This is a genomic window from Cupriavidus malaysiensis, from assembly GCF_001854325.1.
Taxonomy (GTDB): domain Bacteria; phylum Pseudomonadota; class Gammaproteobacteria; order Burkholderiales; family Burkholderiaceae; genus Cupriavidus; species Cupriavidus malaysiensis.
The window spans coordinates 3,495,553-3,516,737 of sequence record NZ_CP017754.1 but is presented as its reverse complement, the minus strand read 5'-3'; the positions used below and the strand labels follow the sequence as shown (position 1 = coordinate 3,516,737).

General features: G+C 65.5%; 21 protein-coding genes. 18 read left to right on the top strand and 3 right to left on the bottom strand.

Annotation, left to right across the window (positions count from 1 at the left end; genetic code table 11):
* Positions 1-103: 103 nt before the first annotated feature.
* The 3 genes from prpC to BKK80_RS15905 all read right to left on the bottom strand — a co-directional run bounded on the left by prpC (position 104) and on the right by BKK80_RS15905 (position 3,493).
* Positions 104-1,330 carry a bifunctional 2-methylcitrate synthase/citrate synthase gene (gene prpC, locus BKK80_RS15915; protein WP_084084761.1) on the bottom strand — a complete coding sequence of 409 codons (1,227 nt, stop codon included), beginning with the start codon at positions 1,328-1,330 and terminating at the stop codon, positions 104-106.
* A gap of 73 nt (positions 1,331-1,403) precedes the next feature.
* Positions 1,404-2,384, bottom strand: coding sequence for an HpcH/HpaI aldolase/citrate lyase family protein (locus BKK80_RS15910; protein ID WP_071014408.1), 981 nt, complete (start codon positions 2,382-2,384; stop codon positions 1,404-1,406).
* 125 nt (positions 2,385-2,509) lie between these two features.
* Complete coding sequence (locus tag BKK80_RS15905) at positions 2,510-3,493, bottom strand: malate dehydrogenase (protein ID WP_071070175.1); 984 nt, start codon at positions 3,491-3,493, stop codon at positions 2,510-2,512.
* A 396-nt stretch (positions 3,494-3,889) separates the two neighbouring features.
* Here BKK80_RS15905 and BKK80_RS15900 point away from each other — a divergent pair, with 396 nt between their 5' ends.
* From BKK80_RS15900 to asd, 18 genes are all read left to right on the top strand, one after another.
* Positions 3,890-4,759: a GntR family transcriptional regulator gene (locus BKK80_RS15900; protein ID WP_071014403.1), complete on the top strand. Its 870-nt coding sequence runs from the start codon at positions 3,890-3,892 to the stop codon at positions 4,757-4,759.
* Positions 4,760-5,042: 283 nt separating this feature from the next.
* Positions 5,043-5,453, top strand: a complete 411-nt coding sequence (sdhC, locus tag BKK80_RS15895) for a succinate dehydrogenase, cytochrome b556 subunit (RefSeq protein WP_071016506.1) — start codon at positions 5,043-5,045, stop codon at positions 5,451-5,453.
* An 11-nt stretch (positions 5,454-5,464) separates the two neighbouring features.
* Positions 5,465-5,830: a succinate dehydrogenase, hydrophobic membrane anchor protein gene (sdhD, locus tag BKK80_RS15890; RefSeq protein ID WP_071014400.1), complete on the top strand. Its 366-nt coding sequence runs from the start codon at positions 5,465-5,467 to the stop codon at positions 5,828-5,830.
* 3 nt (positions 5,831-5,833) lie between these two features.
* The gene (sdhA, locus tag BKK80_RS15885; RefSeq protein WP_071014397.1) at positions 5,834-7,612 is read left to right on the top strand and encodes a succinate dehydrogenase flavoprotein subunit; all 1,779 of its coding nucleotides are present in this window, start codon (positions 5,834-5,836) and stop codon (positions 7,610-7,612) included.
* A 33-nt stretch (positions 7,613-7,645) separates the two neighbouring features.
* Positions 7,646-8,347 carry a succinate dehydrogenase iron-sulfur subunit gene (locus BKK80_RS15880; RefSeq protein WP_071014395.1) on the top strand — a complete coding sequence of 234 codons (702 nt, stop codon included), beginning with the start codon at positions 7,646-7,648 and terminating at the stop codon, positions 8,345-8,347.
* A gap of 78 nt (positions 8,348-8,425) precedes the next feature.
* The gene (locus BKK80_RS15875; RefSeq protein WP_071014392.1) at positions 8,426-8,713 is read left to right on the top strand and encodes an FAD assembly factor SdhE; all 288 of its coding nucleotides are present in this window, start codon (positions 8,426-8,428) and stop codon (positions 8,711-8,713) included.
* A gap of 42 nt (positions 8,714-8,755) precedes the next feature.
* Positions 8,756-10,057 (top strand): citrate synthase, encoded by a 1,302-nt coding sequence (gene gltA / locus BKK80_RS15870; RefSeq protein WP_071014389.1) that lies wholly within the window; start codon positions 8,756-8,758, stop codon positions 10,055-10,057.
* Between the two features lie 590 nt (positions 10,058-10,647).
* Positions 10,648-11,766: a branched-chain amino acid ABC transporter substrate-binding protein gene (locus tag BKK80_RS15865; RefSeq protein ID WP_071014387.1), complete on the top strand. Its 1,119-nt coding sequence runs from the start codon at positions 10,648-10,650 to the stop codon at positions 11,764-11,766.
* Positions 11,767-11,850: 84 nt separating this feature from the next.
* Entirely contained in the window at positions 11,851-12,777 is a 927-nt protein-coding gene (gene livH, locus BKK80_RS15860) for a high-affinity branched-chain amino acid ABC transporter permease LivH (RefSeq protein ID WP_071014384.1), read from the top strand.
* A gap of 7 nt (positions 12,778-12,784) precedes the next feature.
* Positions 12,785-14,059 carry a high-affinity branched-chain amino acid ABC transporter permease LivM gene (locus BKK80_RS15855; protein WP_071014382.1) on the top strand — a complete coding sequence of 425 codons (1,275 nt, stop codon included), beginning with the start codon at positions 12,785-12,787 and terminating at the stop codon, positions 14,057-14,059.
* 5 nt (positions 14,060-14,064) lie between these two features.
* On the top strand, positions 14,065-14,835 hold the full coding sequence (livG, locus tag BKK80_RS15850) for a high-affinity branched-chain amino acid ABC transporter ATP-binding protein LivG (RefSeq protein WP_071016504.1): 771 nt from the start codon (positions 14,065-14,067) through the stop codon (positions 14,833-14,835).
* Complete coding sequence (locus tag BKK80_RS15845; protein ID WP_071014379.1) at positions 14,835-15,536, top strand: ABC transporter ATP-binding protein; 702 nt, start codon at positions 14,835-14,837, stop codon at positions 15,534-15,536. Before livG ends, BKK80_RS15845 begins: the two co-directional genes overlap by 1 nt.
* A gap of 598 nt (positions 15,537-16,134) precedes the next feature.
* On the top strand, positions 16,135-17,544 hold the full coding sequence (leuC, locus tag BKK80_RS15840; RefSeq protein ID WP_071014377.1) for a 3-isopropylmalate dehydratase large subunit: 1,410 nt from the start codon (positions 16,135-16,137) through the stop codon (positions 17,542-17,544).
* A 14-nt stretch (positions 17,545-17,558) separates the two neighbouring features.
* Positions 17,559-17,699, top strand: a complete 141-nt coding sequence (locus BKK80_RS15835; RefSeq protein ID WP_197523927.1) for an entericidin A/B family lipoprotein — start codon at positions 17,559-17,561, stop codon at positions 17,697-17,699.
* A gap of 14 nt (positions 17,700-17,713) precedes the next feature.
* A complete protein-coding gene (gene leuD, locus BKK80_RS15830) occupies positions 17,714-18,364 on the top strand; it encodes a 3-isopropylmalate dehydratase small subunit (RefSeq protein ID WP_071014374.1) in 651 nt (216 codons plus the stop codon).
* A 36-nt stretch (positions 18,365-18,400) separates the two neighbouring features.
* Positions 18,401-19,468, top strand: a complete 1,068-nt coding sequence (gene leuB, locus BKK80_RS15825; RefSeq protein ID WP_071070173.1) for a 3-isopropylmalate dehydrogenase — start codon at positions 18,401-18,403, stop codon at positions 19,466-19,468.
* A 120-nt stretch (positions 19,469-19,588) separates the two neighbouring features.
* Entirely contained in the window at positions 19,589-19,723 is a 135-nt protein-coding gene (locus tag BKK80_RS37765) for a hypothetical protein (protein WP_257786731.1), read from the top strand.
* Positions 19,724-19,811: 88 nt separating this feature from the next.
* On the top strand, positions 19,812-20,948 hold the full coding sequence (gene asd / locus BKK80_RS15820) for an aspartate-semialdehyde dehydrogenase (RefSeq protein ID WP_071038118.1): 1,137 nt from the start codon (positions 19,812-19,814) through the stop codon (positions 20,946-20,948).
* The last annotated feature ends 237 nt before the right edge of the window (positions 20,949-21,185 follow it).

Here is a 21,185-nt window from a genome sequence, read left to right as displayed (position 1 = left end):
CCGCTATTCTCTACGATTTGCGACGGCGGGCGTAGGGGCGCTGCCATTGGTTACATTATCCCCCCCGCCGGGTGGCGTTCCCGCCTGTGATGATATCCATAGATCACTTTCGTTTGCCGATCGGCACGAACTTGAGGTTATCCGGCCCGGTGTAGTTGGCGCTGGGGCGGATGATCTTGTTATCGATGCGCTGCTCGATGATGTGCGCGGCCCAGCCCGAGGTGCGCGCGATGACGAACAGCGGGGTGAACATGGCGGTGGGCACGCCCATCATGTGGTAGCTGACGGCGCTGAACCAGTCCAGGTTGGGGAACATCTTCTTGATGTCCCACATCACGGTCTCCAGGCGCTCGGCGATGTCGAACATCTTCATCGAGCCGGCGTCCTTGGACAGATTGCGCGCGACTTCCTTGATGACCTTGTTGCGCGGGTCGCCGATGGTGTACACCGGGTGGCCGAAGCCGATCACCACTTCCTTGTTCTCCACGCGGCGCGTGATGTCGGCCTGGGCCTCGTCGGGGGTGTCGTAGCGCTTCTGGATCTCGAAGGCCACTTCGTTGGCGCCGCCGTGCTTCGGGCCGCGCAGCGCGCCGATGGCGCCGCAGATCGACGAGTACATGTCCGAGCCGGTGCCGGCGATGACGCGGCCGGTGAAGGTCGAGGCGTTGAACTCGTGCTCCGCGTACAGGATCAGCGAGGTGTGCATGGCGCGCTCCCACAGGGCCGAGGGCTTCTCGCCGTGCAGCAGGTGCAGGAAGTGGGCGCCGATGGAGTCGTCGTCGGTCTCGACCTCGATGCGGCGGCCGTTGTGGCTGTAGTGGTACCAGTACAGCAGCATCGAGCCGAGGCTGGCCATCAGGCGGTCGGCGATGTCGCGCGCGTCGGGGGTGTTGTGGTCGTCCTTCTCGGGCAGCACGGTGCCGAGCACGGACACGCCGGTGCGCATCACGTCCATCGGGTGGGCGCTGGCGGGCACCCATTCGAGGGCGGCCTTGACGTTGGCGGGCAGGCCGCGCAGGGCCTTGAGCTTGGTCTTGTAGGCGCGCAGCTCGGCCTTGGTGGGCAGCTTGCCGTGCACCAGCAGGTGGGCGATCTCCTCGAATTCGCAGGCGTCGGCGATGTCGAGGATGTCGTAGCCGCGGTAGTGCAGGTCGTTGCCGCTGCGGCCGACCGTGCACAGCGCGGTGTTGCCGGCGGTCACGCCGGACAGGGCCACGGACTTCTTGGGCTTCGGCCCGGCCGGGGCCGCCGTGACGCCGGCGGGTGCGGAGTCGGGGCTGGCAGGTTCGTTCGCCGCGCTGGTCGGTGCTGCCGCCTTGGCTTTGGCCATCGGTGTCTCCTGGTTCTTTGAGTCTTCTTGAGGGATCGCGGGAAGTCGCCAGCCGCCGGGCCCGAGCCCGGGATCAGGCGAAGAACAGCTCCTGGACGCGTTCGGGCAGGTCGGCTCCGGTGGCGTGCGCGCGCTGCAGCAGCGACCAGTAGTAGCGGTAGCTGGCACGGTCGTGCAACTGGTCCTGGTGGCGGATCGGCGCCCAGCTGTTGTCGTAGGCGGCCAGCAGGATCTCGCTGGCGGCGCCGATTTCCTGGCGCTCCGGGCGGAAGGCCGCGACGATCGGCTCCACCTGGCTCGGGTGGATGCTCCACTTGCGCAGGTAGCCGAACTCTCCGCGCGCGCGCCGGGCGTCCTCGCCGGCGCGCTCCGGGTGGCGCACGTCGGTGCTGACGTTGTGCGAGGGCACCTTGCCGTGCCGGTGGCAGGCCGCCGAGATTTCCAGCATGGCGCGGCGGACCAGCGGGTGTTCGAACTGCTGCGGCGAGCGCATCGCCTCGCCGGGAATGGCGCCGTGGTGGGCCGAGACGAAGTCCATCAGGCCGAAGCTGAGGCACTCGACCTGCACCAGTGAGGCGATCTCGAACACCTGCTCCAGGGCGGCATGGGTTTCCACCAGCGCATGGATGGGAATGTGACGGGCAATGCCTGCCGAGCGCGCTACCTGGTTCACATGGTCGGTCACACGGGCGATTTCCACCACGTCGGTGGCCTTGGGCACCACCACGTAGGCCAGTCGTGCCCCGGCTGCGCCGACCAGGATCTCGACATCGCTGCGCCACGAGGGATGGGAGGGCGCGTGCACGCGCACGCCGACCCGGTTATGGATATTGAGCGGGCTGTTGACCAGGCGCGCGCAAAGCTGGGCGTGTTCGCGCTCCTGGCCTACCGCAGCGCCGTCTTCGCAGTCGAAGGTGAGGTCGAAGACCGGCCCAAGCTCTTGTTGCAGGGCGAGCGACTTGAGCATCAGCTTCTCGCTGCCGGCGTAGTGGTCGCACACGGGCAACTGGACCGGCATGGTCTCGCCCTGGAACAAGATCTCGGAGGGATGCACGTTGAGGGTTCTATTCAATCGGGATGGATGGGGCAGGGCCAAAGCAAACAGGCCGGAGCCCGCGCCGATCCGAGAATCGTTGCGGGGCTCCGGCCTGTCATGGCGCCTTGCGGGAAGGTGCGGGATCAGCCCAGCAGGTGCTGCACGCCGGCGCGCTCTTCTTCGAGCTCCTTCAGCGTGATGTTGATCTTTTCCTGGCTGTACGCGTCGATCTCGAGACCCTTGACGATCTCGTACTTGCCGTTGGCCGTGGTGACCGGGTAGCCGAACATCACGTCCTGCGGGATGCCGTATTCACCGTTCGACGGGATGCCCATGGTGACGACCTTGCCGTTGGTGCCCAGCACCCAGTCGCGCACGTGGTCGATGGCGGCGTTGGCTGCCGAAGCGGCCGACGACAGGCCGCGCGCCTCGATGATGGCGGCACCGCGCTTGCCGACGGTCGGCAGGAATACGTCGTTGTTCCACACCGGGTCGTTGATCAGGTCCTTGACGCTCTGGCCGTCGACGGTCGCATAGCGGTAGTCGGCGTACATGGTCGGGCTGTGGTTGCCCCACACGAACAGCTTCTCGATCGATGCGACCGGCTTGCCGGTCTTGGCGGCGATCTGCGACAGGGCGCGGTTGTGATCCAGGCGCAGCATCGCGGTGAAGTTCTCGCGCGGCAGGTCCGGCGCCGACTTCATGGCGATGTAGGCATTGGTGTTGGCGGGGTTGCCGACCACCAGGACCTTGACGTTGCGGCTGGCGACGTCGTTCAGCGCCTTGCCCTGCACCGTGAAGATCTGGGCGTTGGCTTCCAGCAGGTCCTTGCGTTCCATGCCCTTGCTGCGGGGGCGGGCGCCCACCAGCAGGGCCACGTCGGCGTCCTTGAAGGCGACCTTGGGATCATCGGTGATCACCACGCCGGCCAGCAGCGGGAACGCGCAGTCTTCCAGTTCCATCACCACGCCCTTGACGGCGGCCTGGGCTTGCGGGAGGTCGAGCAGTTGGAGGATGACCGGCTGGTCTTTGCCCAGCATGTCGCCGTTGGCGATGCGGAACAGCAGGGAGTAGCCGATCTGGCCAGCGGCGCCGGTGACTGCGACGCGCATTGGGGCTTTAGCCATGAGTAAATCTCCAAACGAGAAAAGGGGGAAACCGGTCGGTGTCGCGCCGCACGGACGCGGGCATCGCACCGCTGCGGGTTGTCGCCACGGCGGCAGGCGGCAGTCCGTCTGCACCGCCTGCGCGGGGCGCAGCGCGGCGGCCGGATGGGCTGGTGCCGCGACGGGTCATGGCGATGCGACAAGGCGTAAGTCTACTGCGAAGCGGCATGCCACATCCATAGCAACATCGCGGTCCAGGCTCCACATGGCACGTGGCGTGGCTGCCTGCGTGGCTGCTCGAGGCAGGCGGAGTGTAGGCCGCCCCCCTTGCAAAGTCAATTCATATGTCTTATATAAGACATAAGACATTTGATGTTGGGCTGGACGCGCTTCGGCTTTTTGTGGTGAAATCCGGCTATGTCATCGCTGCCCTCGACCTTCGCCGGTGTTCCGCCCAGCGGAGCTTCCGATCCCGGTGCTGCTGCGCCCGGCGCCGGAGCGCAGCCGTCCGCGCCCGCCGCTGGCCCGGTCGCGCCCGCCGTGTCGGCCGCGCCTCCCGCCCCCGCTCCCTCGCCCACCTTCAGTCCGCTCTACCAGCAGATCAAGGCCCTGATCATGAAGAGCCTGCAGTCCGGCGAGTGGAAGCCGGGCGAGATGATCCCGAGCGAGATGGAGCTGGCGTCGCGCTACAAGGTCAGCCAGGGTACGGTACGCAAGGCCATCGACGAGCTGGCGGGCGAGAACCTGGTGGCGCGCCGCCAGGGCAAGGGCACCTTCGTCACCACCCATCATGAGGACGGGGTCAAGTTCCGCTTCCTGCGGCTGGTGCCGGACGAGGGCGAGCCGCATTACGGTGCCAGTCACGTGCTGGAATGCAAGCGCCTGCGGGCGCCTGCCGAGATCGCGCGCCTGCTGGACATCCGCACCGGCGACAGCGTGGTGCAGATCCGCCGCGTGCTGTTCTTCTCGGGCGAGGCCACTGTGCTCGACGAGATCTGGCTGCTCGGCACCAACTTCAAAGGCCTGACGGCCGAGAAGCTGACTGAGTGGAAGGGGCCGATGTATGCCCTGTTCGAGGCGGAGTTCGGCACGCGGATGATCCGTGCCTCCGAAAAGATTCGTGCGGTGTCGGCCGATTCGACCGCCGCCGCGCTGCTCTCGGTGCCCGAGGGCTCGCCGCTGCTGTCGGTGGAGCGGGTCTCGTTCACCTATGGGGATCGGCCTGTCGAAGTCCGGCGCGGTCTGTATGTCACGACGCGCCACTATTATCAGAACGATTTGAGTTGATCCTTGGGCGGCGCGCGTCCGCGTGCCGATTGTTGTGAATTGTGCGATAGCCGGACAGGCTGTTGCCTTGGATGGAAGCAATGGTTGCACCAAAGCGGTTCCGGACGGGTAGTGGGCAGTTGTCGGGTACGCCAGCCTGGTGCCCGATAGCTGAAAATTATTGGTGCGGCGCGCAACAAAGGCGCTAAAATCATCAGGATTTGCACCCGGTGCATCCATTTGCATTCAGGCTCCGGATGCACAGGAAATTCTTGTTTTTTGTTTACCGCTAATGGGGTCTCGCATGGCTGAAGCCGTCAAACAAGCCAGGCCGGAATTCCGGAACATCCATGTCGCGCAGCTTGCGCGATATCGGTTGCCCTGGGCCGGCAAGGTATCCATCCTGCATCGCGCGAGCGGTGCCATGATGTTCCTGCTGCTGCCGTTCATCCTGTATCTGTTCGAACAGAGCGTCACTTCCGAACTCAGCTTCGCCAAGTTCACTTCCCTGCTTTCCAACGGCTTCGTCAAGCTGGTGTTGCTGGCCCTGATCTGGGGCTACCTGCATCACTTCTGCGCCGGTATCCGCTTCCTGCTGCTCGATGTCCACGTCGGCGTCACCAAGCCGGCCTCCGCCAAGTCCGCCGTCGCCGTCCTGATCGTCAGCCTGCTGCTCACCGCGATTTTCGGCCTGAAGCTGTTCGGCGTGTTTTGAGGAGAGTCAAGGTGGCTAACAATAATATCGGTCCCAAGCGCCTGGTCGTCGGCGCGCACTACGGTATCAAGGATTGGCTGGCGCAACGCGTGACCGCCTGTGTGATGGTGGTCTTCACGGTCGTGCTGGCCATTGCCTTCCTGCTCTCGAACGGCGCTTCCTATGAAGCGTGGGCGGGGCTCTTCGCCAACCAGTGGATGAAGATCCTGACGTTCCTGACCATCCTGTCGCTGCTGTATCACGCCTGGATCGGCGTGCGCGATATCTGGATGGACTATGTGAAGCCGATGGCCGTGCGCCTCGTGCTGCAAGTTCTTACCATTCTGTGGCTCGTCGGTTGTGCGGGCTACGCTGCTCAGATTCTCTGGAGGGTGTAATAAATGGTCGCAGTCAAGACTGGATTGCCGCGTCGCCGCTTTGACGTGGTTATCGTCGGGGCGGGCGGCTCCGGGATGCGCGCATCCCTCCAGCTCGCGGAAGCCGGCCTGAACGTGGCCGTGCTGTCGAAGGTGTTCCCCACCCGCTCGCACACCGTGGCGGCGCAGGGTGGTATCGGTGCCTCGCTCGGCAACATGAGCGAAGACAACTGGCACTACCACTTCTACGACACCATCAAGGGTTCGGACTGGCTGGGCGACCAGGACGCCATCGAGTTCATGTGCCGCGAGGCACCGAACGTGGTGTACGAGCTCGAACACTTCGGCATGCCGTTCGACCGCAATGCCGACGGCACCATCTACCAGCGTCCCTTCGGCGGGCACACCTCCAACTACGGCGAGAAGCCGGTGCAGCGCGCCTGCGCCGCGGCCGACCGTACCGGCCACGCGCTGCTGCACACGCTGTACCAGCGCAATGTTCGTGCCAAGACGCACTTCTTCGTCGAGTGGATGGCGCTGGACCTGATCCGCGACCAGGACGGCGACGTGCTGGGCGTGACCGCGCTGGAAATGGAAACCGGCGAGGTCTACATCCTCGAAGCCAAGACCACGCTGTTCGCCACCGGCGGTGCCGGCCGCATCTACGCTGCTTCCACCAACGCCTTCATCAACACGGGTGACGGCCTGGGCATGGCGGCGCGCGCCGGCATCCCGCTGGAAGACATGGAGTTCTGGCAGTTCCACCCGACCGGCGTGGCCGGCGCGGGCGTGCTGATCACCGAAGGCGTGCGCGGCGAAGGCGGCATCCTGCGCAACAAGGACGGCGAGCGCTTCATGGAGCGCTACGCGCCGACGCTGAAGGACCTGGCGCCGCGCGACTTCGTCTCGCGCTCGATGGACCAGGAAATCAAGGAAGGCCGTGGCTGCGGCCCGAACGGCGACTACGTGCTGCTCGACCTGACCCACGTCGGCGCCGAGACCATCATGAAGCGCCTGCCGTCGATTCGCGAGATCGGCATGAAGTTCGCCAACGTCGACGCGATCAAGGAACCGATTCCGGTGGTGCCGACCATCCACTACCAGATGGGTGGCATTCCGACCAACTACCACGGTCAGGTGGTGGTGCCGAAGAACGGCAGCCCGAACGAGGTGGTCAACGGCTTCTACGCGATCGGCGAATGCTCCTGCGTGTCGGTGCACGGCGCCAACCGCCTGGGCACGAACTCGCTGCTGGACCTGGTGGTGTTCGGCCGTTCCGCCGGCAACCACATCGTCAAGCACGTCAACGACAGCAAGGAACACAAGCCGCTGCCGGCCGACGCCGCCGACCGGGCGATGGAACGCCTGGCCAGGCTGCAGGCTTCGTCGAAGGGCGAGTACACGCAGGACGTCGCCAACGACATCCGCAAGAACATGCAGTCGCATGCCGGCGTGTTCCGTACCCAGAAGCTGATGGACGAGGGCGTCGAGCGCATCCTCGAGGTGGCAGAGCGCGCGGACAACATCCACCTGAAGGACAAGTCCAAGGTGTTCAACACCGCGCTGGTCGAAGCGCTGGAAGTGGCCAACCTGACGGAAGTGGCCAAGGCCACGATGATCTCTGCGGCGGCCCGCAAGGAATCGCGCGGCGCTCACGCGCACAGCGACTTCCCGAACCGCGACGACGAGAACTGGCTCAAGCACACGCTGTTCTACAGCGAGGGCAACCGCCTCGACTACAAGCCGGTGACGATGAAGCCGCTGACGGTGGAAAGCGTTCCGCCCAAGGCCCGTACGTTCTAAGCCCGCCTCGTAGAGACAACAGGACCCACAGAAATGAAGCGTATTTTCGAAGTCTACCGCTACGATCCGGACAAGGACGCGGCGCCGCGCATGCAGACCTACGAGATCGAGCTGGACGGCCACGAGCGCATGCTGCTCGACGCGCTGCTCAAGCTGAAGAAGCTCGATGAGTCGATCGCCTTCCGCCGCTCCTGCCGCGAAGGCGTGTGCGGTTCGGACGCGATGAACATCAACGGCAAGAACGGCCTGGCCTGCCTGACGAACATGCGCGAGCTGCCCGAGCGCATCGTGCTGCGTCCGCTGCCCGGCCTGCCGGTGGTGCGCGACCTGATCGTCGACATGACGCAGTTCTTCAAGCAGTACAACTCGATCAAGCCCTACCTGATCAACGACGAGCCGCCGCCCGAGAAGGAGCGCCTGCAGTCGCCGGAGGAGCGTGACGAGCTGGATGGCCTGTATGAGTGCATCCTGTGCGCCAGCTGCTCGACGTCCTGCCCCTCGTTCTGGTGGAACCCGGACAAGTTCGTCGGTCCGGCCGGCCTGCTGCAGGCCTACCGTTTCATCGCCGACAGCCGCGACCAGGCCACCAACGAGCGTCTGGACAACCTGAACGACCCGTACCGCCTGTTCCGTTGCCACACCATCATGAACTGTGTGGATGTGTGCCCGAAGGGTCTGAACCCGACCAAGGCCATCGGCAAGATCAAGGAGCTGATGGTCCGCCGCACGGTCTGACGGCCTCAACGGCCAGGCAGTAAGCGGCGCGCCAGCCCGGTCGGCTATACCGGGCCGGCGCGCCGGAAGCAGGAAATCATGACTGAAAGTCAATCCACCTCATTCTCCCATCAGGCCGATCCGCTCAAGCGCGCCCGTCTGCGCTGGCGTGCCCGCCGCGGCCTCCTGGAGAACGACATCATCGTCGAACGATTCTTCAACCGTTACGAGGAGAGCCTGTCCGATGCGGACGTGGCTTCGCTGAGCGCGCTGTTCGATCTCAGCGACAACGAGTTGATGGACTTGCTCCTTGCCCGCAAGGAGCTTGACGGTGAACTCGCCACGCCGCCGGTGCAACGGGTCCTCGACCTGCTGCGCACGGTCTGAGTATGGTCCACATCTTTATCTATAGCATTTGAAGGAACCGACATGACGCCGTCCGATGTGAAAGCCACGCTATCGTTTTCCGATGGTTCCCCCAGCGTCGAGCTGCCGATCTACAAGGGTACCGTAGGCCCGGACGTGATCGATATTCGCAAACTGTACGGCCAGACCGGGAAGTTCACCTACGACCCCGGTTTCATGTCGACGGCTTCGTGCAATTCGAAGATCACCTACATCGACGGCGACAAGGGCGAACTGCTGTACCGCGGCTACCCGATCGAGCAGCTGGCGCAGAAGTGCGACCACCTCGAGACCTGCTACCTGCTGCTGAAGGGCGAACTGCCCAACGCCAAGCAGAAGGAAGAGTTCGTCAACGCGGTGATGAACCACACCATGGTTCACGAGCAGATGCAGTTCTTCCTGCGCGGTTTCCGCCGCGATGCCCACCCGATGGCCGTGCTGACCGGCCTGGTGGGTGCCATGAGCGCGTTCTACCACGACGCCATGGACATCGATGACCCGCACCAGCGCGAAATCTCCGCGATCCGCCTGATCGCCAAGATGCCGACCCTGGTCGCGATGGCCTACAAGTACAACATCGGCCAGCCGTACATCTACCCGCAGAACGACCTGTCCTACTCGGGCAACTTCATGCAGATGATGTTCGCCACGCCGTGCGCGCCGTACAAGGTGAACCCGGTGCTGGAGCGCGCGCTGGACCGCATCTTCATCCTGCACGCCGACCACGAGCAGAACGCTTCGACCTCGACCGTGCGCCTGGCCGGCTCGTCGGGCACCAACCCGTTCGCCGCCATCGCCGCCGGCGTGGCCTGCCTGTGGGGCCCGGCCCACGGCGGCGCCAACGAAGCCGCGCTGAAGATGCTGGAAGAGATCGGCAGCGTCGACAACATCGGCGAGTTCATCAAGCAGGTCAAGGACAAGAACTCGGGCGTGCGCCTGATGGGCTTCGGCCACCGCGTGTACAAGAACTACGACCCGCGCGCCAAGCTGATGCGCGAGACCTGCCACGAAGTGCTGGAAGAGCTGGGCCTGCACAACGACCCGCTGTTCAAGCTGGCGATGGAGCTGGAAAAGATCGCGCTGGAAGACGAATACTTCGTCAGCCGCAAGCTCTACCCGAACGTCGACTTCTACTCGGGCATCGTGCAGCGCGCGCTGGGCATCCCGACCTCGCTGTTCACCTGCATCTTCGCGCTGGCCCGCACTCCGGGCTGGATCTCGCAGTGGGAAGAGATGATCACCGATCCGGAATACAAGATCGGCCGTCCGCGCCAGCTGTTCAACGGCGCCGCCTCCCGCGACGTGCCGGACCTGAACAAGCGCTGATCCGGCGCCGCCTCCGGTCTGCCGGTCACTGCGCCGGCAGTCCCGGGCACACGAAACGCCCCGTTTCCGCGGGGCGTTTTTTCTTTCTGGGCGCCGCCGGGGAAGGGCGGGGCGATGCAATGCAGCAGTTCCGGCGGTCGATGGCGCAGCAGGCGCGTGCGTGGCGGAAAAGCGCGATGTTGCGGCGCGAGAAAATATTGCGTGGAATGTGGTGAATCCGTCTTTTTGCGACGATTTGTGCCGCATTTCCCTAAGGGTATTCATCAGATGTTGTGCAAATTCCCCTTGAGGCGGGAATTTTGACCCTATAATGCGGGCTGCTTTGCCGACGGCAGCCGGGCCACCCTTCCGGACTGCGGTGCGGCAAGCGGGGCAGGCGATTCGCTTGCGCAATAGAGAACGCATCAAACGTTGTCTTTCCGAACCAAGGTCTCCGCCCAGGCGGGGGCTGACACATGCCGGGCCCCGCAAGCGAAACTCCAAGCAGGCCCGTCTTCCGCGTTCCGGGGTCCTTCCCGCGGGTGTTGTTCGATTGCGCACGTCAAGCCGCTTCTTGCCCGTTTGACCAATACATAATCGAGGAGCTCCTGATGATGTTGTCCCGTCTTACCTCCATCTCCCTGGCCAGCGCACTGCTCGCTTTCGGCGCCGCCGCCGCCCATGCCGAAACCGTCAAGGTCGCCATTGCCGGCCCGATGAGCGGTTCGGTCGCCCAGTACGGCGACATGGTGAAGGCCGGCGCGCTGACCGCGATCGAGCAGATCAATGCTGCCGGCGGCGCCGGCGGCAACAAGCTGGAAGCCGTGCTGATGGACGATGCCTGCGAACCGAAGCAGGCCGTGGCGGTGGCCAACAAGATCGTCAGCCAGGGCATCAAGTACGTGATCGGCCACGTCTGCTCCGGCTCGACCATTCCCGCCTCGGACATCTACGAGAACGAAGGCATCGTGATGGTCACGCCGTCGGCCACCGCGCCGCAGCTGACCGAGGGCAAGAAGCGCAAGTTCGTCTTCCGCACCATCGGCCGTGACGACCAGCAGGGCCCGGCTGCCGCCCAGTACATCATCGCCAAGGTCAAGCCGAAGAAGGTCGCCGTGCTGCATGACAAGCAGTCGTACGGCCAGGGCATCGCCTCCTCGGTGAAGAAGGACCTGGAAGCAGCCAAGATCCCCGTCGCCGTCTTCGAAGGCATCAACGCCGGCGATTCCGACTACTCGGCCGTCATCACCAAGCTGAAGTCGCAGGGCGTGGACTTCGTCTACTTCGGCGGCTACCACCCCGAGATGGGCCTGCTGATGCGCCAGGCGCGCGAGCAAGGCGTCAAGGCCACCTTCATGGGTCCCGAGGGCGTGGGCAACAAGGACGTGACGGCGATCGCCGGCCCGGCCTCCGAAGGCATGCTGGTGACGCTGCCGGCCGACTTCTCCGCCGATCCGGCCAACGCCGGCCTGGTCAAGGCCTTCGCGGACAAGAAGCGCGACGCCAACGGCCCGTTCCAGATGCCTGCCTACGCCGGCGTCAAGATCATCGCCGACGCCATCGCCGGCGCCAAGACCACCGATCCGACCAAGGTCGCGGCGTACATCCACAAGAGCGCCTTCCAGACCCCGATCGGCAAGGTCGACTACGACGCCCAGGGCGACCTGAAGTCCTTCAAGTTCGTGGTCTTCACCTGGCACAAGGACGCCACCAAGACCGCCGCCAACTGATCCGGCGCTTTTCCGACACGCCCCGCTCCTCGCCTGTCGAGCGGGGCGTTTTGGTATCGGGCTTCCTGCTGCGAGGCTTCCCGCATGAATGAATTCCTTCCACAGTTCACCCAGCAACTGGTCAACGGCCTGACGCTGGGTGCGATCTACGCCTTGATCGCCATCGGCTACACGATGGTCTACGGCATCATCGGCATGATCAACTTCGCCCACGGCGAGATCTACATGATCGGTGCCTACGTGGGTCTCGTCACCCTGACCGCGATCGGCGTGCAGGCGGGCTATCCGCTGCCGCTGGTGCTGGGCGCGGCCTTGCTGGTCTCGGTGCTGGTCACCGGCCTGTACGGCTTCGCGGTCGAGCGCGTGGCCTACCGGCCGCTGCGCGGCGGACCGCGCCTGGTGCCGCTGATCTCCGCCATCGGCATGTCCATCTTCCTGCAGAACTATGTGCAGATCGGGCAGGGCGCACGCGATGTCTCGGTGCCCGTGCTGATCTCGGGCGCCATCGAGTTCCAGATGGGCGGTGACTTCACCGTGACCATCCCCTACGCGCGCCTGCTGATCGTCTGCGTGACGCTGGCGCTGATGATCGCGCTGACGCTGTTCATCGGCCGCTCGCGCATGGGCCGCGCCTGCCGCGCCTGCGCCGAGGACATGCGCATGGCCAACCTGCTGGGCATCGACACCAACAAGGTGATCTCCTTCACCTTCGTGCTGGGTGCCATGCTGGCGGCGGTCGGCGGCGTGCTGATCGGCCTGACCATCGGCAAGCTCAATCCCTTCATCGGCTTCATCGCCGGCATCAAGGCCTTCACCGCCGCGGTGCTGGGCGGCATCGGCAGCATCCCCGGCGCCATGCTGGGCGGTGTGCTGCTGGGCCTGGCCGAGACCTTCGCCTCCGGCTACATGCCGGCGGAATACAAGGACGTCGTGGCCTTCGGCCTGCTGGTGCTGGTGCTGCTGTTCCGCCCCACCGGCCTGCTCGGCAAGCCGGACGTGGAAAAGGTGTGAGGACGACATGACACAAGCCATTGCTACGCCTGCCGGCCTGGCGCCGGCCGCGCCCGCCGGCGCGACACTGAAGAACGCGGTCGTCGCCGCCGTGATGACCGCCATCCTGACCATCCCCGTGCTCGGCCTGCAGCTCAAGCTCGACGGCTACAAGGTGGTGCTGGAATCGCACTGGCGGCCGGTATGGATCGCCGTGATCGCGGTCTTCCTGTTCCAGCTGTGCAAGCCGATGCTCGACCGCGCGCGCGGTGCGGTGCGGCTGCCGGCCGTGCCTGCGCTCGGCGCGCGCCAGCAGCGCGTGGCCATCTGGGTGCTGCTCGCGGTCGGCCTGGTGTGGCCGTTCTTCGGCTCGCGCGGGGCCGTCGACGTCGCCACGCTGGCGCTGATCTACGTGATCCTGGGCCTGGGCCTGAACATCGTGGTGGGCTTCGCCGGCCTGCTCGACCTCGGCTACGTCGGCTTCTACGCCGTGGGAGGCTACACCTATGCGCTGCTGAACCAGTACTTCGGCCTCGGCTTCTGGGAGTGCCTGCCGATCGCCGCCATGATGTCGGCCACCTTCGGCTTCCTGCTGGGCTTCCCGGTGCTGCGCCTGCGCGGTGACTACCTGGCCATCGTGACGCTGGGCTTCGGCGAGATCATCCGCCTGCTGCTCAACAACCTGACCAGCCTGACCGGCGGCCCGGACGGCGTCTCGGGCATTCCCAAGCCCACGGTGTTCGGCATCGAGATGGCGCGCAGCGCCAGCGTCGAGGGCGCGCGCACTTTCCACGAGCTGCTGGGCTGGGACTACAACGGCCAGCACATGGTGATCTTCCTCTACCTGCTCGCGCTGCTGCTGGTGGGCTTCACGCTGTTCGTCACCAGCCGCCTGATCCGCATGCCGATGGGCCGCGCCTGGGAAGCGCTGCGCGAGGACGAGATCGCCTGCCGCTCGCTGGGCCTGAACCCGACCCGCATCAAGCTGTCGGCCTTCACGCTGGGCGCGTCCTTCGCCGGCATCGCCGGCGCCTTCTTCGCCGCGCGCCAGGGCCTGGTCAATCCCGAGTCCTTCACCTTCATCGAATCGGCGCTGATCCTGGCCGTGGTGGTGCTGGGCGGCATGGGTTCGCAGCTGGGCGTGATCCTGGCGGCCATCCTGCTGACCGCGTTGCCCGAGGTGGCGCGAGGTTTCGCCGAATACCGCATGCTGATCTTCGGCCTGGTGATGGTGCTGATGATGATGTGGCGACCGCAGGGCCTGCTGCCCGCGAGCCGTCCGCACGTGGAGCTGCCGCGATGACTGCCATGCAATCCAACGAACTGCTGCAGGTATCCGGCCTGCAGATGCGCTTCGGCGGCCTGCTGGCCGTCGACGGCATCGACTTCGACGTGCGCCGCGACGAGGTCTTCGCCATCATCGGCCCCAACGGCGCCGGCAAGACCACCGTGTTCAACTGCGTGGGCGGTTTCTACAAGCCGACCGCGGGCAAGGTGGTGCTGGACGGCCATGGCATCGCCGGCCTGCCCAGCCACATGGTGGCGCGCAAGGGCCTGGTGCGCACCTTCCAGAACATCCGCCTGTTCAAGCAATTGACCGTGGTGGAGAACCTGATGGTGGCCCAGCACATGCAGGTCAAGAGCGGCCTGCTGCACGGCCTGTTCGCCACCCCGGCCTACCGCCGCGCCGAGCGCGAGGCGCTGGAGCGTGCCGCGTACTGGCTGGAGCGCATGGAGCTGACCCAGGTCGCCAACCGCGAGGCCGGCACGCTGTCCTACGGCCACCAGCGCCGCCTGGAGATCGCGCGCTGCATGATCACCAAGCCGCGCCTGCTGATGCTGGACGAGCCGGCGGCCGGCCTGAACCCGCAGGAGAAGATCGAGCTGCAGCACCTGATCGACAGCCTGCGCCGCGAGTTCGGCATTGCCGTGCTGCTGATCGAGCACGACATGAGCCTGGTGATGGGCGTGTCCGACCGCATCCTCGTGATGGAGCACGGGCGGCCGATCGTGATCGGCAAGCCCGAAGCCGTGCGCAACGACCCGCGCGTGATCAAGGCCTACCTGGGAGAGGACTGATGCTGAAGCTGGAAAAGGTCCACACCCACTATGGCGCCGTCGAGGCGCTGTCGGGCGTGTCGATCGAAGTCAACAAAGGTGAGATCGTCACCCTGATCGGCAGCAACGGCGCCGGCAAGACCACGCTGATGATGACGGTGTGCGGCTCGCCGCGCGCCTCAAGCGGCCGCGTGCTGTTCGAAGGCCGCGACATCACGCGCATGCCGACGCACGAGATCATGCGCCTGGGCATGGCCATCTCGCCGGAAGGGCGGCGCGTCTTCCCCAGCCTGACCGTGCTGGAAAATCTGCAGATGGGCGGCTTCTTCGCCAACCGGCAGGAGATCGAGGCGGGCATCGAGCATGTGTTCAAGCTGTTCCCGCGGCTGAACCAGCGCGCCACCCAGCGCGCCGGCACCATGTCGGGCGGCGAGCAGCAGATGCTGGCGATCGGCCGCGCGCTGATGAGCCGCCCGCGCCTGCTGCTGCTGGACGAACCGACCCTGGGGCTGGCCCCGCTGGTCATCGCCCAGATCTTCGACATCATCCGCGCCATCCGCGACGAAGGCGTGACCGTCTTCCTGGTCGAGCAGAACGCCAACAAGGCACTGCACGTGGCCGACCGCGGCTACGTCCTGGAGACCGGCCGCGTGGTGCTGGCCGACAGCGGCGAGAACCTGCTGGCGAACGACAGCATCAAGAAGGCGTACCTGGGCGGGTAAGGCGGTGTATGCCCATGCGGTGAGCGGGCGCGGCCGGTGCGCCAACACCGCTGGCCAAGCAGGATGTCTTGGCTCCCTCTCCCCGCACGGGTGTTCAGGCCGGAGAGGGTGGGGGAGAGGGGGGGTCTAGCAAGGCGCCACGCGTGACGAAGCCGTCGGTGTTGTCCGGCACGCGGAGGCAAAGACGACGCCGTTGGTGTCGTCCAGCACGCCAGTGCAAGGACGAAGCCACTGGTGTTATCCAGCGCGTCACGCCCAGCCAGCGCCGGCCCTCACCCCCGGCCCCGGGAGAGGGGAGCACACCGCTCGCGCGACGATACGCTGCCGCTGCCGCCCCTTTTCGCCAACCGCGAAAGCCCCCTTTCGCCAATCACATCACATCGCGGGTGCGCCATCTGGCACTTGTCGGCCGGCGCCATCTACCCCCTGTGGCATAATTTGTTGCGAAGTCAAGCAATCGCAGCAAGCCGCAGTTCCTGCCGGTTCCCGCAGGTTTCTGCCCGCATTTGCCGCGAAACCTCCCCGCAAACCACAATCCGCGGAAGTACGCGCCTGGCGCCGTCCTCGTGACCGCAAGGCGATGCTCCGCCCCCGCATCATGGCCAAGACGCTCTACGACAAACTCTGGGATGACCACGCCGTCCACGTCGAGGAAGACGGCACCACGCTGCTCTACATCGACCGCCACCTGCTGCACGAAGTGACCAGCCCGCAGGCGTTCGAGGGCCTGAAGATGGCCCAGCGTCCGGTCTGGCGCATCAGCGCGAACCTGGCCGTGTCGGACCACAACGTGCCGACCACCGATCGCAGCCAGGGTATCGCGGATCCGGTCTCCAAGCTGCAGGTCGATACGCTCGACGCGAACTGCGACGCCTATGGCATCACGCAGTTCAAGATGAACGACCATCGCCAGGGCATCGTCCACGTGATCGGGCCGGAGCAGGGCGCCACGCTGCCCGGCATGACCGTGGTCTGCGGCGATTCGCACACCAGTACCCACGGCGCCTTCGGCGCGCTGGCGCACGGCATCGGCACCTCCGAGGTCGAGCACGTGCTGGCCACGCAGACGCTGCTGGGCAAGAAGGCCAAGAACATGCTGGTCAAGGTGGAAGGCAAGCTGCCGCGCGGCTGCACCGCCAAGGACATCGTGCTGGCCGTGATCGGCCGGATCGGCACCGCGGGCGGTACCGGCTACACCATCGAGTTCGCCGGCTCGGCCATCCGCGACCTGACCATGGAAGGCCGCATGACCGTCTGCAACATGGCTATCGAGGCCGGCGCGCGCGCCGGGCTGGTGGCGGTGGACGACGTCACGCTGGAATACGTCAAGGGCCGTCCCTATGCGCCGCAGGGCGTGGAGTGGGAGCAGGCCGTGCGCTACTGGCGCACGCTGCATTCGGACGCCGGTGCCCACTTCGACCAGGTGGTCGAGCTGCGCGCCGAGGACGTGCGCCCGCAGGTCACCTGGGGCACCTCGCCCGAAATGGTGATCAGCATCGAGGATCGCGTGCCGGACCCGGACAAGGAAAAGGATCCGAACAAGCGCAACGCGATGGAGCGCGCGCTCGAGTACATGGGCCTGCAGCCCAACGTGCCGGTCGACAGCATCAAGATCGACAAGGTCTTCATCGGTTCCTGCACCAACAGCCGCATCGAAGACATGCGCGCCGCCGCCTGGGTGGTGCAGAAGCTGGGCCGCAAGGTCGCCGCCAACGTGAAGCTGGCGATGGTGGTGCCGGGCTCGGGCCTGGTCAAGGAGCAGGCCGAGCGCGAAGGGCTGGACAAGATCTTCAAGGCGGCGGGCTTCGAGTGGCGCGAACCGGGCTGCTCGATGTGCCTGGCCATGAACGCCGACCGCCTCGATGCGGGCGAACGCTGCGCCTCGACCTCGAACCGCAACTTCGAAGGCCGCCAGGGCGCCGGCGGGCGCACCCACCTGGTGAGCCCGGCGATGGCCGCGGCCGCCGCCATCGAAGGCCACTTCGTCGACGTGCGCAAGCTGGCCTGAGGGGCCGCCGCACCATGCGCATCATCACAAGGACCCTGCTCGCGTCGCTCGTCTGCGTCGGCCTGATCCAGCTGGCCGGCTGCAACACCATCGCGGGCATGGGCAAGGACACGCAGGCCGCCGGCCGTTCGCTCGAGAACGCGGCGAAGAAGTAAGGAAGAAGCCAACCATGGAAAAGTTCATCGTACACAGCGGCCTCGTGGCGCCCCTGGACCGCGAGAACGTCGACACCGACGCCATCATCCCGAAGCAGTTCCTGAAGTCGATCAAGCGCACCGGCTTCGGTCCCAACCTGTTCGACGAGTGGCGCTACAAGGATGTGGGCGAGCCGGGCCAGGACAACAGCAAGCGCCCGCTGAACCCCGACTTCGTGCTGAACCAGCAACGCTACCAGGGCGCGTCGATCCTGCTGGCGCGCCGCAACTTCGGCTGTGGCAGCTCGCGCGAGCATGCGCCGTGGGCGCTGACGCAGTACGGCTTCCGCGCCGTGATCGCGCCGAGCTTTGCCGATATCTTCTTCAATAACTGCTACAAGAACGGGCTGCTGCCGGTGGCGCTGTCCGAGGCCCAGGTCGACCAGCTGTTCCACGAGACCAACGCCTTCGGCGGCTACCAGCTGACCATCGACCTGGATAAGCAGGTCGTGCTGACGCCGGGCGGGGCCGCCTTCGAGTTCGACGTCGCGCCGTTCCGCAAGTACTGCATGCTGAACGGCTTCGACGATATCGGCCTGACCCTGCGCCATGCCGACAAGATCAAGGCCTTCGAGGCCGAGCGCGTGGCCAAGATGCCGTGGCTGAACAACCGCCTGGTCGGCTGATTGCGGCCCGCCAGCACAACGAGGAAGACCAACAGCATGAAAATCGCAGTCCTGCCGGGTGACGGCATCGGTCCGGAGATCGTCGAACAGGCCGTCAAGGTGCTGAACGCCCTCGACGAGAAGTTCGAAATGGAAACGGCGCCCGTGGGGGGCGCCGGCTATGAAGCCGCGGGCCATCCGCTGCCGGAAGCCACGCTCAAGCTGGCCAAGGAGGCCGATGCCATCCTGTTCGGCGCCGTGGGCGACTGGAAGTACGACACGCTGGAGCGCGCACTGCGTCCCGAGCAGGCCATCCTGGGCCTGCGCAAGCACCTGCAGCTGTTCGCCAACTTCCGCCCGGCCATCTGCTATCCCGAGCTGACCGGCGCATCCAGCCTGAAGCCCGAACTGGTGGCCGGCCTGGATATCCTGATCGTGCGCGAGCTCAACGGTGACATCTACTTCGGCCAGCCGCGCGGCGTGCGCGAGGCGCCGGACGGCCTGTTCAAGGGCCAGCGCGAGGGCTTCGACACCATGCGCTACAGCGAGCCGGAGATCCGCCGCATCGCCCACGTGGCGTTCCAGGCCGCCGCCAAGCGCGGCAAGAAGCTGTGCAGCGTGGACAAGGCCAATGTGCTCGAGACCTTCCAGTTCTGGAAGGACATCGTCACCGATGTGCACAAGGAGTATCCGCAGGTCGAGCTGTCGCACATGTATGTCGACAACGCCGCGATGCAACTGGTCAAGGCGCCCAAGAGCTTCGACGTGATCGTCACCGGCAATATGTTCGGCGACATCCTGTCGGATGAGGCGGCCATGCTGACGGGCTCGATCGGCATGCTGCCGTCGGCCTCGCTGGACGCCGACAACAAGGGCCTGTACGAACCCTCGCACGGCTCGGCGCCCGACATTGCCGGCAAGGGCATCGCCAATCCGCTTGCTACCATCCTGTCGGCGGCGATGATGCTGCGCTATTCGCTGAATCGTGCCGAGCAGGCCGACCGCATCGAGAACGCCGTCAAGAAGGTGCTGGCGCAGGGCTATCGCACCGGCGACATCCTGACCCCGGGCTGCAAGCAGGTCGGCACCGCCGAGATGGGCCAGGCCGTGATGGCCGCGCTGTAAGTTGAGTGACGGGAAGGGCGCTGCTTGCGGCGCCTTTCTTTGTGTTTCCTGCCTTTTTTCTTTGTTTTGTCCCCGTTTTCCCGCGTGCGGCGCTGCCGCAAATTCGTGTAGACTAGCCGAATGCCCCGAATCTCCCAGTTCACCCTGACTGTCATCGCTGCCCCCGCTACCCGCGGTACGGCCGGCATGGATTCGCGCGGCCAGCAGATCACCGCAACGACGATTAAAACCATTACCAAAAAAGCGATCGCCTAGATCGTTCGTCGTGCCTGCTCGTCTTCCCCGCGCAGCCACGCCGGGCGAGGAAAGAGCGGGGAAGTTTCAATCACATCCGAGGTTTGTCATGAATGTAGGTCTCGTCGGTTGGCGGGGTATGGTCGGCAGCGTGCTGATGCAGCGCATGCAGCAAGAGGGTGACTTCGACCATATCGAGCCCATTTTCTTCAGCACGTCCAATGCCGGCGGCAAGGCGCCCGCGATGGCGAAGAATGAAACCACGCTCAAGGACGCGAACGACATCGAAGCGCTGAAGCAGTGCGACGTGATCCTGACCGCCCAGGGCGGGGACTATACCAACGAGGTCTTCCCCAAGCTGCGCGCGGCGGGCTGGAAGGGCTACTGGATCGACGCGGCTTCGTCGCTGCGCATGAAAGACGATGCCATCATCGTGCTGGATCCGGTCAACCTCGGTGTGATCAAGGATGCGCTGTCCAAGGGCGTGAAGAATTTCATCGGCGGCAACTGCACCGTGAGCTGCATGCTGATGGGCCTGGGCGGCCTGTTCCAGCACGACCTGGTCGAGTGGATGACCTCCATGACCTACCAGGCGGCTTCGGGCGGCGGCGCGCAGCACATGCGCGAGCTGCTGACCCAGTTCGGCACGCTCAATGCCGCGGTCAAGCCGCTGCTGGATGATCCTGCCTCGGCCATCCTCGAGATCGACCGCACCATCCTCGCCACCCAGCATGGCCTGTCCGCCGACGAGACCAAGCAGTTCGGCGTGCCGCTGGCCGGCAACCTGATTCCCTGGATCGACAAGGACCTGGGCAACGGTGTGTCGCGCGAAGAGTGGAAGGGCGGCGCCGAGACCAACAAGATCCTGGGCCGTGGCGAGGGCTTCCTCGGCGCGACCGGCGCCGCGCCGATCGCAGTCGATGGCCTGTGCGTGCGCATCGGCGCCATGCGCTGCCATTCGCAGGCGCTGACCATCAAGCTGAAGAAGGACGTGCCGCTCGACGAGATCGAAGGCATGCTGGCCGCCAACAACCAGTGGGCCAAGGTGGTGCCGAACACGCGCGAGGCCAGCATGACGGACCTGACGCCGGCCGCCGTGACCGGCACGCTGACCATTCCGGTCGGCCGCCTGCGCAAGATGCAGATGGGCGGCGAGTACCTGTCGGCCTTCACCGTCGGTGACCAGCTGCTGTGGGGCGCTGCCGAGCCGCTGCGCCGCATGCTGCGCATCCTGATCGAGTCCTGATCGAGGGCTGGTCACCAGCGGACCGCATTTCCGTCCGCCCCGGCCTCGTTTCCGACGGCCGGGGTGGATGGCGCAATGCGTTGCACACAGGCAACACATTGCGTCGCCCATTCCCGCCACGCCGCGCACCCGCGCGGCGTTGTCGCATCCGATACCCATTTTTACAAGGGCTTGGGTCACAATACAGCGCGGCATGCGCCGGCTGCGGGGGCGGAAGGCGCGCATGTCCGGCCCGTG